Genomic DNA, 13,621 nt, shown 5'->3' on the forward strand with positions numbered 1-13,621 from the left:
ATTAATATAATATATTCGCCGGCGTTTTATGAGATGTAGCCAAAAGAAAGCTATCTAATAGATTAAAAATCAACAATTAAATTGGAACAATACATGGATAATCAAAACCTCAATTTTAATTCCAACTCTATATCTAACAATAACGAGGTATTTATTCCAGGTGGTCAGTCCCTCCGTGGCGGAGAAGGTACGAAATGGATTGGTCAATCATGGGAACTTGTTAAGAATAAATGGGGTATGTGGATACTCCTTACCATTATCTATTTTGCAGTTATATCTGGTTTACAGTTTATTCCTTTCCTTGGGCTATTTTCGGGGATCTTAGGTCCGGTATTTATTGGTGGAATTATGGCTCTATGTGAAAAACAGAGAACTACTGGAGAATTCGAATTAGGACTGTTATTTAGCGGATTTCAGAAAAATTTTGCGTCGCTAATTGGCGTTGGGGCTTTATCATTTGGTATCATGATCCTTGGATTTATCGCAACTTTTATCATCAGCGGTAGTATATTAACCAATATATTGCTATCCAGCCAATATGGTGAACCTTCTATTGATATTTACCAAAATGACCTGTCGCCATTACTTCTTGGCCTCTTTATTTTGTTTGTTTTCGGCCTCGTTGCCAGCGCTTTAGCCTGGTTTGCGCCAGCGCTCATCGTTATCCATAATTTTAAATTTGGTGCCGCCGTATCAATGAGCCTGGAAGCCGTGAAAAAGAACTTATTACCCGGTTTCTTATTCTTTATTACCATCGGGGTAATGTTCATAATCTCCATAATTCCTTTCGGCTTAGGGCTTTTAATTTCTATGCCTATAATTTTAGCTAGTTATTATTCATCTTACCGTAGCATTTTTATCGGTAAGGAGAAACCATCGGCTTTAGTTAGCTAAAAAATACATTTAGTATTTACTGAATCTAATCATTTTATTCTTCGTGAAGTTGTAATTAAATAAAATAGACAGCAAAAAGCGCCAATTCGGCGCTTTTCATTAATACAATAATCAACCAATATATTCCAAACCACCCATATACGGACGCAACACTTCTGGAATTTCAATACGACCATCGGCTTGCTGATAGTTTTCCATAATAGCAACTAAAGTACGGCCAACAGCCAAACCAGAACCATTGAGGGTATGAAGTAATTGCGTCTTTTTATCTTCTTTACCGCGGAAACGCGCTTGCATACGGCGAGCCTGGAAATCCCACATGTTAGAGCAGGAAGAGATTTCACGATAAGCATTTTGAGCCGGTAACCATACTTCGAGATCATAAGTTTTACATGCACCGAAACCCATATCGCCAGTACATAGTAAAACTTTACGATATGGCAGATTCAGTAATTGCAATACCTTCTCTGCATGACCAGTCAGTTCTTCAAGGGCATTCATTGATTCTTCAGGATGCACAATCTGAACCAACTCAACTTTATCAAACTGATGCATACGAATAAGACCACGAGTATCACGACCATAAGAACCCGCTTCTGACCGGAAACAAGGGGTATGAGCCGTCATTTTCAGTGGTAATTCGCTTTCATCCAGAATTTCACCACGGACCAAGTTTGTTACCGGAACTTCAGCAGTTGGAATTAGCGCGTAATGACTTTCTGTTTCTTCTTCCAGAGGCTTAGTATGGAAAAGATCTTCACCAAATTTTGGCAACTGACCCGTACCGTATAAGGTGTCATGGTTTACCAGATAAGGAACGTAAGTTTCCAAATAACCGTGCTGTTCTGTGTGAAGGTTCAGCATAAATTGAGCCAAGGCACGATGCAGACGAGCAATCTGCCCTTTCATCACCACAAAACGCGAGCCGGTCAGTTTAACCGCAGCAGCAAAATCCAACCCATGTGCCAATTCACCTAATGAAACATGATCTTTGATTTCAAAATCATATTTGCGCGGCTTACCCCAGCGGCTCACTTCCAGATTATCATTCTCATCTTTACCTACTGGTACAGAGTCATCTGGAATGTTAGGGATATTTAAAGCCAGATCGCGGATTTCAGTCTGAAGTTTTTCCAGTTCGGATTTCGCTGTATCCAACTTCTCACCTAACTGGTTCACTTCCTGACGTAATGGATCGATATCTTCACCACGGGCTTTCGCTGCACCAATAGCTTTCGATCGAGAATTACGTTCTGCTTGCAGGGTTTCAGTTTCAACTTGTAAAACTTTGCGGCGCTCTTCTTGTTTGCGCAGCGTATCCACGTCAAGGGTATAGCCCCTGCGAGCCAGTTTTTCGGCGACTGCGTCTAGCTCATTACGCAGTATGTTTGGATCGAGCATGCTAGTCCTGTGCTTGTCGTTATTAAGATAGATGATATGAACAGGCCCACAAGTTAATGGACCATAAGATATTTTTACCTGTCAACCTTACCGCAACAATAACGTTAGCGATAGCGTTTTATCGGGCTATTTTGATCCTGCTCTGCAAGCCAGGCCAGTTTTTCACCTATTTTTCCCTCTAAGCCCCTATTTGACGGATGATAATAGCGGGTTTCCTGCATTTCAGAGGGAAAATAAACTTCACCAGCCGCATAAGCATTAGGCTCGTTATGCGCATAGCGATATTCCGCGCCTAGCCCCATCTCTTGCATCAGTTTTGTCGGCGCATTACGCAGATGTGCAGGCACATCATAATCAGGTTTTTCCCGTGCATCGGCCATCGCTGCTTTAAATGCGGTATAGACCGCATTACTTTTCGGTGCACAGGCAAGATAAACAATCGCTTGAGCAATTGCCCTTTCACCTTCTGCTGACCCAACACGAGTAAAACAATCCCATGCAGCAATAGCAACTTGCATTGCTCTGGGATCAGCATTGCCAACGTCTTCAGAAGCAATCGCCAATAAACGACGTGCCACATACAACGGATCACCTCCGGCGGTAATAATCCGGGCATACCAGTAAAGCGCAGCATCAGGTGCAGAACCACGCACAGATTTATGCAGTGCTGAAATCAAATCGTAATAACGATCGCCTTTATTATCAAAACGGGCGCTGCGTTCTCCGCTGACTTCATTCAATAGTTCAGGTGTCAAAATCCTTTGCCCCTGAGTATTGGTTTCTGCCATATCCGCCATCATTTCCAGAAAGTTCAGTGAACGACGGGCATCACCAGTAACTAGTTCCGCAATCATGCGGCGGGTATTTTCAGGCAAAATGATATTCTGGCCATGATAACCGTTATTTTTATCATTCATGGCCTGATTAAGAACCTGTTCAACTTCTTCCACGGTCAATGATTTAAGCAAATAAACACGCGCCCGTGAGAGTAATGCAGAATTCAGCTCAAAAGAGGGATTTTCTGTCGTAGCACCGATAAAGGTAATCGTACCGTTTTCAATATGGGGTAAAAAAGCATCCTGTTGGCTTTTATTAAAACGATGTACTTCATCAACAAACAGAATAGTTCTCCGCCCTGCATTACGATTTTGACGTGCTTTTTCAATCGACTCACGTATTTCTTTAATACCAGAAGTAACCGCAGATATCCGTTCAATATCAGCCTGAGCATAATGTCCAATAATTTCAGCTAATGTGGTTTTCCCAGTTCCTGGTGGCCCCCATAAAATCATGGAGTGTAATTGTCCCGCCCGGATAGCTCTTGGCAGTGGCTTCCCCTCAGCCAGCAAATGCTGCTGACCGATATATTGCTCTAATGTGACTGGCCGCATACGCGCGGCCAATGGCTGGAATTCATTTTGTGAAAAATCGAGGGACAGATTGCTCACTTAAACCTCACTGGCGCTGATCATCCAACGTGACGCCTTTCGGTAGAGTAAAACGGAATTTTGCCTCATCCACATAAGTGTTTTGCTGCCCTTTTAATTGATAAGTGCTTTTTTGTCCGTCCTGCTCAACAGCCGAAAATTTCTGGATAGTGCCGTCAGTCATTACCGTAATAAAAAAGCGTTTCAGGTTGCCATTTGCATTATTCGGTGTCAGTTTAAAATCGTTCCCTTTCTGAATGATTTTATATTGAGACCACTCTTTAGCATCATTACGGGTAATCAGCATAAATGGGGTGTTTCCTGTTGCATCTTTTAACCAGGTGGCCGTTACCTGTTCAACAAATGGATTATAGAACCACAACGTTTTACCATCCGATACCAAAATGCTTTCATCAGGTGATGTCATATGCCAGTTAAACAAGTTTGGACGTTTAACCCATAATTGCCCATCACCTTCCTGAATGATTGCCCCATCATTACTGGTTACTGTCTGAGTAAAACTGGCATGAAAACTACTTACTTTGTCCAAACGTTCCTGTAAATTCCGACTCGCATTTGCCCATACAGAAGTGACACTCATGCTAGCCATCAAACAACCTATCAATATCAGCTTTTTCATGTAAGAGATACCTTTACTCAGCGTTATTACCCGGTGTATTTATTATCGGAGCTTTCTATACCTGTTATCTTTCAAGTTGCCTCTTTGTTGGCTGCACTCACTCACCCCGGTCACATAGTTATCTATGCTCCCGGGGATTCGCTCCTTTGCCGTCGCGAAGCATCTTGAAATCTATTAGGTATACATTCAAAATTAACAATCAACACTCATGCGGTGGCGGCGCCAATACTTCACGATTACCATTATGACCCGGAGAACTGACAATCTGCTGTGCCTCCATCTGTTCGACAATCCGCGCTGCACGGTTATAACCGATACGGAACTGACGCTGTACACCAGAAATCGAAACCCGCCGTTTTTCAATAACGAATTCAACTGCCTGATCAAACAGTGCATCTAATTCTTCACCATTATCCAAACCCAGACTACCTTCAGCATCGTCACCACCACTGAGAATACTGTCAACATACTCTGGACGACCACGAGCTTTCCAATCATTAACTACTTCATGAACTTCCTGATCCCGCACAAATGCGCCGTGAACACGCACCGGAATAGAAGAGTTTGGCGCCAAATAAAGCATGTCCCCCATGCCTAACAGCGATTCTGCTCCCCCTTGATCAAGGATAGTGCGAGAATCTATCTTGCTGGATACCGTAAAGGCAATACGGGTTGGAATATTCGCTTTAATCAGACCGGTAATAATATCGACAGATGGACGTTGCGTTGCCAGAACCAAGTGGATACCCGCAGCACGTGCTTTCTGCGCCAAACGTGCAATAAGTTCTTCCACTTTTTTGCCAACAGTCATCATCAAGTCAGCAAATTCATCTACCATGACAACGATGTACGGCTCTTTTTTTAGCACAGGATGAGTGACATCCATGCTGTCTCCTGGTTTCCAGAATGGATGAGGTATTGGGCGTGCCATCTCTTCAGCCTGTTTAACCTTTTCGTTATAACCCGCCAGATTACGTACACCTAATGCGGACATCAGTTTATAACGGCGTTCCATCTCGTTTACACACCAACGTAGTGCATTAGCTGCATCTTTCATGTCGGTAACAACTTCAGTCAGCAGATGTGGGATGCCTTCATAAACCGACAACTCCAGCATTTTCGGGTCAATCATGATAAAGCGAACATCTTCCGGTTTTGCTTTATAGAGGATGCTGAGGATCATGGCGTTAACACCAACAGATTTACCCGAACCGGTTGTACCCGCCACCAGCAAATGCGGCATTTTACCTAAATCAGCAACAACCGGCTGACCACTAATATCTTTACCTAACACAATTGTTAGTGGCGATGGATTATCACGGAATTTTTCGCAATCCAATACTTCACGCAAATAGACCGTCTGGCGTTTTTTATTCGGCAATTCCAAACCAACATAAGGTTTACCCGGAATCACTTCAACAATACGTACCGCTACTGCCGACAAAGAACGCGCAAGATCTCTCGATAAATTGGAAATGCGTGACGCTTTAACACCAGGAGCCAGATCCAATTCAAATCGAGTGATCACCGGGCCTGGCGAAAAACCAACCACATCGGCTTTAACCCGATAATCACTCAGACGCGCCTCAATCAAACGCGCGGTTTGCTCTAAAGCAAACATATCGACCGGTTCCTGTTCCTCCAGAGGGCTGGCTAACAGATCGAGCGAAGGCATTGGCGTCGTCGGTTTTGGTAATGGTTGATCATTACGAACCAAAAATGGATGGAACAAGCTATCTTGCTGCGGTTGCTGCGGTTGCTGCGGTTGCTGCGGTTGCTGCGGTTGCTGCGCAGCAGTGTGCGCTGGCATAAAAGCAATTTCTGTAGGCAATTCTGCGTTATTTTCTAGCCGTGATTGAACAGAAGGCATAAACAACAGCTCTGCCGGTTCTTCTTTCACTAAATCTTCAACGGGTGAGAAATGATCAAGGATAGATAAACTTTCCAGAGCAATATTCTCTTTTTCCCCTTGGTAGTTCTGTTCTTGATAATGCTCACGCTGCTGCGGTTCAACCGCCTGTTTAACAATTTCTGTCTGAACTTTCTCTTCCACTACAGGCTGATGTTTTAGTTCAAACAGGCTCGGTATTACTTGAAGCTCAATTGGAGCATCTTCTTCCCCTGTACCCGTAGTCAGGTAACGTTCGCGTTGCTGTTCAAGAAACTGTTGACGCAATAACTCTTCTTGCTGCTTATCAGACTCAGCATCATCCCATTCATCTGCTTGCTGTCTAAGTTCTTCTTCACGTTGCTTCTGTTCTGCAAGACGCTGTGAAGGCACTTTGATGCCATATAATTCACGACGGGTTGGAATACGAACAGGATTAGGCCGGGGTAATTCTGGCCCAACTCCTTGTTTAACTTGAGTGTTGCCTGTAATGACCGCTGCCGATGTTGCTGCTACTGCAACCTCTTTTGGCTCGGTTTCAGGCATAAAAGTGAAGGTGTCATGATTGTTTTGTCTGGTTTCAACCGGTTCAAATGTCGGAACCACGTCAATAGCCTGTTCAGATACAGGTTGAAAATTATGCTCTGCAGGAATTTCAAATGTGTAACGAATCGGTTCGTCATTATTTTCTTCATATTCTTCTGCTAATGACCGAGACTCTACGGCGACATCGGATGTATTGACCTGAATTTCAGGTTCTGCATCAGTCGTATTAATATTAATGGCCGGAATAGCAAATTGCTGCTCTTCTTCAATTTCTACTTTCTCCAATTCCGGTTCATTTAACTCAGCTTTTGCTAATTCCGTAACTGAAGGTGTTGTAAACAGCACATCATTATGGTCAATATCAACCTCTTTGAATTCTGGTTCTGTTTTACTATTACTGCGGGCAAAATCATCTTGTTCGATAGCCATTTCATCATATGGCTTATATTCATCTTCATTACGGCTACGATTAGTAATAAATCCTATCACTCCCAGAATAACTGCACCGGTTTTTTCAGCAATGGTCAACCAAGACCAACCAGTAAATAGCGTAAATCCAATTGCCCAAACACACAGTAATACCAACGTTGCGCCTAGTTCATTAAACCAAGGCAATATAGCGCTACTAAACAAGCTGCCAATAATGCCGCCAGAGGCAAAATAATGAAGATCATCTACATTCAATGCTGCTAATCCACATGAAGTTAGAATGATTGCCAATGCCCCAATTACACGTAACGCCAGCACAAAGAAATCGACATATTCTCGGTCATCATGTTGTATGAAAGCAGTCCAACAACCCAATATCATCAATGGAGGAATGGTGTAAGCCAGAATACCAAATGCAGAAAACAGCGTATCAGCCAACCATGCACCAATCCCCCCCCCCAAATTATAAACTGGTTCATGCCATGCAGTCTGAGACCAACTGGGATCAGAAGGGTTAAAACTGATAAGTGCGACCATCAGATAAGCCGCAAGGATAACAATGACAAGCAACACAGCTTCTAACAGCCTGCGCCCGCTACTCAGTCTCTTTAACTTAATATTTTTATCTTCTGTATATTCCTGGCTCAAGAAAGGCTCTCCAGGTTTCCTGTTGATTTAACGGAACAACGCCGAGATAGCTCAGCGTTGAAACTGTATGCATAAACAGTAGTGTACCTAAGTTCTTCCTGTTTTGCACCTGTACATTTAGCAAGATTTCAGCGAGTCTTAATGACCAGACGGTTACTCTGCTTCACTTCTTCCATCACAACGTATGTGCGGGTGTCATTAACACCTGGCAAACGTAGCAAAGTTTCGCCCAGTAACTTACGATACGCTGACATGTCCGGTACACGAGTTTTCAATAGATAGTCAAAATCACCAGAGACCAAATGACATTCTTGAATTTCTTCCAATTTCTGCACAGCAGCATTGAATTGTTCAAAAACATCTGGGGCACCACGGTTCAGGGTAATTTCAACAAATACCAATAATGATGCATCCAAATAATGAGGATTCAACAGTGCGGTATAACCCGTAATAAATCCCTGACGTTCCAAACGACGCACACGCTCCAAACAAGGCGTTGGTGACAATCCGACCCGTTTAGACAGCTCTACATTGGAAATTCGGCCATCTTTTTGCAACTCATTGAGGATATTACGATCTATACGATCAAGATCTTTTCCCGGACGCTTCTTATTATCTATCATCTTAATGATCTCTCTTTATTTTCCTACACCCATAACATTTTCCCCTATCTCTCTTGAGCTTGAGTTGGAAAAGATGTCCTAAATTAAAGCCCAGCCCTATCAGAGTGAAGTAGCTCACAGGCTATTTTCTTAAATACTATACAGAGAGGATTATCCGCATATCGATTTGTCGATTTTTATGGAAACGAATTTAGCGAGGTGGATAATTATCTCTTACAGTGATGTTTTCGCAAATGCACAGCCGATTGTCAAAGTAAATGAACAAAAATCAGGACAACCTGTGGAACAAATTTTCAGTTAATCGTTTCGATAGCCTACCATTGATTAAAAAGAAGCAAATGAAATTCAAACAACATTAAAAGAACACTTTTCTCAGGTTAAAGTCATTGTTAGGTAATATCTATCGGTAAAATCGTTAGTAACATGAGTATTTTAGCTTTTTTTACCCTCCTATTTCTCCTACAATCGCCCGATATATGATATGCGATAAATGGAAATGAGGTATTCATGAGCACCGCCCACCACAAACTCATTATTCTTGGCTCCGGTCCAGCAGGCTATACCGCCGCAGTTTATGCTGCCCGAGCAAACTTAAACCCAGCTCTTATTACCGGAGTTGAAAAAGGCGGTCAGTTGACTACAACCACTGAAGTCGAAAACTGGCCTGGTGATCCTGAAGGTCTGACCGGTCCAGGGTTAATGGATCGTATGCACCAGCATGCTGAAAAATTCCAGACCGAAATCATTTTTGACCACATTCAAAAAGTTGATCTGCAAAACCGCCCTTTCCGACTTTATGGTGATGAACAAGAATATACCTGTGACGCATTGATTATCGCAACCGGCGCTTCTGCACGTTATCTTGGTTTGCCTTCTGAAGACGCATTCAAAGGTCGCGGTATTTCAGCCTGTGCAACCTGCGATGGTTTCTTTTATCGTAACCAGAAAGTTGCCGTTGTCGGCGGCGGTAATACCGCTGTAGAAGAAGCTTTATACTTGGCTAATATCGCCTCAGAAGTTCATCTAATTCATCGCCGGGATACTTTCCGCTCAGAAAAGATCCTGATTAGTCGTCTGATGGATAAAGTAAAAAATGGCAATATCGTTCTGCACACTAATCGTACTTTGGATGAAGTTCTTGGTGATGATATGGGCGTTACCGGTGTTCGCCTGCGCGATACCAAAAGCGATACAACAGAAGAATTAACCGTTACCGGTACATTCATCGCTATCGGCCATACTCCCAACACCGCTATCTTTGCAGACCAATTAGAACTGGATAATGGTTATATTAAAGTCCAATCCGGTTTACAAGGTAATGCAACCCAAACTTCAATTCCTGGGGTATTTGCCGCAGGTGACGTAATGGACCACACCTACCGCCAGGCAATTACGTCCGCCGGTACAGGCTGTATGGCAGCCCTTGATGCAGAGCGTTTCCTGGATAAGCTGGCGGCTGAATCTAAATAAATTCTTTTTCTTTCAAGGCGCTATTTCGGTAGCGCCTTTTAACATGTAACATATCAGCAGGATGCTGACACCAGTACAGCCTCTTTAATACATCGTTATCATCACCCGCTAAATCAGAAGTTTTTCCTATGGACAAAACAAGACAGTATGAATTGATCCGCTGGCTAAAGCAGCAAAGTGCTCCAGCCCAGCGCTGGCTCCGCCTGTCCATGTTATTTGGCTTAATCAGTGGATTGTTGATTATCACCCAAGCTTGGTTAATGGCCTCAATCCTGCAAGCTTTAATCATGGATAATATTCCCCGCGAACACATCACAGATAAGTTCCTGATGCTAACAGCAACCTTTGCCTTACGGGCAATGACCAGTGCGATCCGGGAGCGAATCGGCTTTATTTGTGGCAAAGTCGTGCGCCAGAAAATCCGCGCTATGGTATTAGATAAGCTTGAACAACTTGGCCCGGTATGGGTTAAAGGCAAGCCAGCAGGTAGCTGGGCAACGATGATTCTTGAGCAGATTGAAGATATGCAAGATTATTACTCCCGCTATCTGCCACAGATGTATCTCGCCGTGATGATCCCTATTCTCATCCTGATTATCTTATTGCCGATTAATTGGGCTGCCGGGTTGATTCTGTTCGCGACCGCCCCACTTATTCCCCTGTTTATGGCATTAGTGGGTTTAGGCGCAGCGGATGCTAACCGACGTAATTTCGTCGCCTTAGGACGGTTAAGCGGTAATTTCCTTGATCGTCTGCGCGGATTGGAAACACTGCGCCTGTTTTATCGTGGTCAAGCAGAAATACAACAAATCAGTGAATCCACCGATAACTTCCGCCGCAGGACGATGGAAGTTCTGCGGATGGCATTTCTCTCTTCTGCTGTGCTGGAATTCTTTGCGGCTATTTCCATTGCCGTTGTCGCCGTCTATTTTGGTTTCTCCTATCTCGGTGAACTTAATTTTGGCAGTTACGGTATGGGAGTTACCCTATTTGCTGGTTTTTTAGTGCTGATCCTTGCGCCGGAATTTTTCCAACCATTACGTGATCTTGGTACTTATTATCACGCTAAGGCACAAGCCATTGGTGCAGCTGAGTCATTAGTGACGCTGTTAAGCAGTGATGGCGAGCAAGCTCCCTCCGATGGCGACAAAACACTAAATACCCAAGATTCAGTGACGATAATTGCTAATAATCTGGAGATTCTGGCTCATAATGGCAGTCTGCTCGCTGGCCCGTTGAATTTTACTGTAGAGAAAAATCAACGAGTTGCACTAGTTGGCCAAAGCGGTGCGGGCAAAAGCTCCCTTTTGAATTTACTATTAGGTTTTTTACCTTATCGTGGCTCAATTCAAATCAACGGCACCGAGTTGCGAGAGTTAGATCCACAGAAATGGCGAGATCAACTGAGTTGGGTTGGACAAAACCCCCATCTACCTGAACAGACTCTGCTTGATAATATTCGTCTTAACCAGCCTGATGCCAACCAACAGCAAATCGATCAGGTTATGAAACGGGCCTACGTCACCGAATTTGTTAATCATCTGCCTAATGGACTGAATACTATCATCGGTGATAATGCAGCACGGTTGTCCGTTGGTCAGGCCCAGCGTATCGCTGTTGCCCGTGCCTTACTGAAACCTTGCCAGTTATTATTACTGGATGAGCCTGCCGCAAGCCTGGATGCTCGTAGTGAACAACAAGTTATGGAAACACTAAATCAAGCATCTCATCATCAAACTACCCTATTAGTGACTCACCAGTTGGAAGAAACACTGGGATATGATCAGATCTGGGTCATGGAAAAGGGCTTAATTATTGAACGGGGAAATTATCAGACATTAAGTCAGTCTGAGGGAATATTCGCCCGTTTGTTATCCCATCGGAATAAGGAGCTTTAATATGCGGGTATTGCTTCCGTTTCTGGCGCTCTATCGCCGCCATTGGTTCCTTATCAGTCTGGGAATGGTATTAGCTATTATCACTATGCTCGCCAGCATAGGCTTGCTGACGCTCTCTGGTTGGTTTCTTGCAGGTACAGCATTGGCAGGTTTTACCGGAATCTACACGTTCAACTATATGCTACCGGCTGCGGGTGTCCGTGGTTCTGCTATTCTTCGTACTGCCGGACGTTATGCTGAACGGCTGGTTAGCCATGATGCGACTTTCCGGGTACTGGCACATTTGCGGGCATTCACATTTCAGAAAATTTTACCCCTTTCACCCGGAGGTATTGCCCGTTTTCGCCAGGGGGAATTACTAAACCGACTGGTTGCTGATGTTGAAACGCTGGATCATCTCTATTTACGGGTAATTTCACCGATATTTGTAGCTTTCGTCACTATCATCATATTGACTTTCGGCCTTGGTTTTCTAGATCTGACACTGGCCTACACTCTCGGCAGTATTATGCTAGCTCTGCTATTCCTGCTGCCATTCATATTCTATAACGCAGGTAAACCCATTGGCCGCAATTTAACTATTCTGCGTGGTCAATACCGTACTCAACTTACAACGGCATTACAGGGACAAGCTGAATTGATGGTATTCGGTGCTCTTGGCCATTTTCGCAAGTCGATGGCGGATATTGAATCCCGTTGGTTAACGTGTCAGCAACAGCAAGCTAATCTAACAGGCTTATCGCAGGCAATTATGATTTTTGCCGCAGGGATAACTGTTACCTTGATTCTATGGCTGGCTGCTAATGGTGTAGGTGATAACCACCCACCAGGTGCATTGATCGCACTGTTTGTTTTTTGCGCTCTTGCGGCTTTTGAAACTCTGGGTCCTGTCACAGTCGCATTCCAGCACCTGGGACAAGTTATCACCTCTGCAACCCGCGTTTCCCAATTGATGCAACAACAACCGGAAGTTGTTTTCCCTGCATCAGGACCAAAAATCGCAGAACAAGTCAGTATCGACATTGAGAATCTCAGTTTCACTTATCCCGATCAATCATTACCGGTCTTGAAAAATATTTCTCTCTCTTTGCAAGCAGGAGAACATATCGCTCTGTTAGGAAAGACCGGTTGTGGTAAATCTACTTTGCTACAGCTGCTGACACGCGCATGGGATAGTGATGCAGGCACTATCTGCCTGAATCAGCATCCTATTTCTATTTATGACGAACCCACTCTGCGCAGTATGATGTCTGTCGTTTCACAACGTGTTCATGTATTCAGCCATACTTTGCGTGAAAATTTATTACTGGCAAAACCCATTGCAACCGATAATGAACTGGAAACTGTGCTGAAGCAGGTTGGTTTAAGCAATTTGCTGGAAACGGATGAGAAACTAAATTGCTGGATGGGTGAAGGTGGTCGCCAGTTATCAGGCGGTGAACAACGCCGCCTGGGAATAGCCAGAGCATTACTGCACTCAGCGCCACTAATGATATTAGATGAACCCACTGAAGGGCTTGATGCAGACACTGAACAGCAAATTTTGTCCCTACTACACCAACATTGTCAGCATAAAACATTAATTGTCGTTACCCACCGTCTGTACAGGCTTAACCATATGAATCGTATTTATGTTATGGATGGAGGCGAAATTGTTGAACAAGGACAACACGATGAGTTACTGGCTCAACAAGGCTACTATTATCAACTTTACCAGCAGCAACATCGTATTGGTTCTAAGTCAGAGCTGTAATACA

The 13,621-nt window shown here is 43.8% G+C and carries 9 protein-coding genes; 4 read left to right on the forward strand and 5 right to left on the reverse strand.

Features of this window, described 5'->3' with window-relative positions:
* Positions 1–93 precede the first annotated feature (93 nt).
* A complete protein-coding gene (locus tag BO26_RS18840; protein WP_036774226.1) occupies positions 94–894 on the forward strand; it encodes a BPSS1780 family membrane protein in 801 nt (266 codons plus the stop codon).
* Positions 895–1,005: 111 nt separating this feature from the next.
* Here BO26_RS18840 and serS read toward each other — a convergent pair whose 3' ends face one another.
* The 5 genes from serS to lrp form a co-directional block, all read right to left on the reverse strand.
* The gene (gene serS, locus BO26_RS18845) at positions 1,006–2,295 is read right to left on the reverse strand and encodes a serine--tRNA ligase (protein WP_036774228.1); all 1,290 of its coding nucleotides are present in this window, start codon (positions 2,293–2,295) and stop codon (positions 1,006–1,008) included.
* A gap of 104 nt (positions 2,296–2,399) precedes the next feature.
* The gene (locus BO26_RS18850; RefSeq protein WP_036774229.1) at positions 2,400–3,743 is read right to left on the reverse strand and encodes a replication-associated recombination protein A; all 1,344 of its coding nucleotides are present in this window, start codon (positions 3,741–3,743) and stop codon (positions 2,400–2,402) included.
* Between the two features lie 7 nt (positions 3,744–3,750).
* Positions 3,751–4,362: an outer membrane lipoprotein periplasmic chaperone LolA gene (gene lolA, locus BO26_RS18855; protein WP_036774232.1), complete on the reverse strand. Its 612-nt coding sequence runs from the start codon at positions 4,360–4,362 to the stop codon at positions 3,751–3,753.
* A 199-nt stretch (positions 4,363–4,561) separates the two neighbouring features.
* Positions 4,562–7,873, reverse strand: a complete 3,312-nt coding sequence (locus BO26_RS18860) for a DNA translocase FtsK 4TM domain-containing protein (RefSeq protein ID WP_036774234.1) — start codon at positions 7,871–7,873, stop codon at positions 4,562–4,564.
* A 128-nt stretch (positions 7,874–8,001) separates the two neighbouring features.
* Positions 8,002–8,496, reverse strand: a complete 495-nt coding sequence (gene lrp / locus BO26_RS18865; protein WP_011145896.1) for a leucine-responsive transcriptional regulator Lrp — start codon at positions 8,494–8,496, stop codon at positions 8,002–8,004.
* Positions 8,497–9,003: 507 nt separating this feature from the next.
* On the opposite strand from lrp, the gene trxB reads away from it, so the two are divergent.
* From trxB to cydC, 3 genes are all read left to right on the forward strand, one after another.
* The gene (trxB, locus tag BO26_RS18870) at positions 9,004–9,966 is read left to right on the forward strand and encodes a thioredoxin-disulfide reductase (protein ID WP_036774238.1); all 963 of its coding nucleotides are present in this window, start codon (positions 9,004–9,006) and stop codon (positions 9,964–9,966) included.
* Between the two features lie 128 nt (positions 9,967–10,094).
* Complete coding sequence (gene cydD, locus BO26_RS18875; protein ID WP_036774241.1) at positions 10,095–11,864, forward strand: heme ABC transporter permease/ATP-binding protein CydD; 1,770 nt, start codon at positions 10,095–10,097, stop codon at positions 11,862–11,864.
* 1 nt (position 11,865) lies between these two features.
* A complete protein-coding gene (gene cydC, locus BO26_RS18880; protein ID WP_036774242.1) occupies positions 11,866–13,617 on the forward strand; it encodes a heme ABC transporter ATP-binding protein/permease CydC in 1,752 nt (583 codons plus the stop codon).
* Positions 13,618–13,621: the final 4 nt, after the last annotated feature.

Origin of the sequence: Photorhabdus australis DSM 17609 (genome assembly GCF_000711895.1) — a bacterium.
GTDB classification, from domain to species: Bacteria; Pseudomonadota; Gammaproteobacteria; order Enterobacterales; family Enterobacteriaceae; genus Photorhabdus; species Photorhabdus australis.

Excerpts from the sequence above, each read along its gene's own strand:
- cydC (WP_036774242.1), top strand. The coding sequence starts at position 11,866 with ATGCGGGTATTGCTTCCGTTTCTGGCGCTCTATCGCCGCCATTGGTTC.
- serS (WP_036774228.1), bottom strand. The coding sequence starts at position 2,295 with ATGCTCGATCCAAACATACTGCGTAATGAGCTAGACGCAGTCGCCGAA.
- trxB (WP_036774238.1), top strand. The coding sequence starts at position 9,004 with ATGAGCACCGCCCACCACAAACTCATTATTCTTGGCTCCGGTCCAGCA.
- BO26_RS18840 (WP_036774226.1), top strand. The coding sequence starts at position 94 with ATGGATAATCAAAACCTCAATTTTAATTCCAACTCTATATCTAACAAT.
- lolA (WP_036774232.1), bottom strand. The coding sequence starts at position 4,362 with ATGAAAAAGCTGATATTGATAGGTTGTTTGATGGCTAGCATGAGTGTC.
- lrp (WP_011145896.1), bottom strand. The coding sequence starts at position 8,496 with ATGATAGATAATAAGAAGCGTCCGGGAAAAGATCTTGATCGTATAGAT.
- cydD (WP_036774241.1), top strand. The coding sequence starts at position 10,095 with ATGGACAAAACAAGACAGTATGAATTGATCCGCTGGCTAAAGCAGCAA.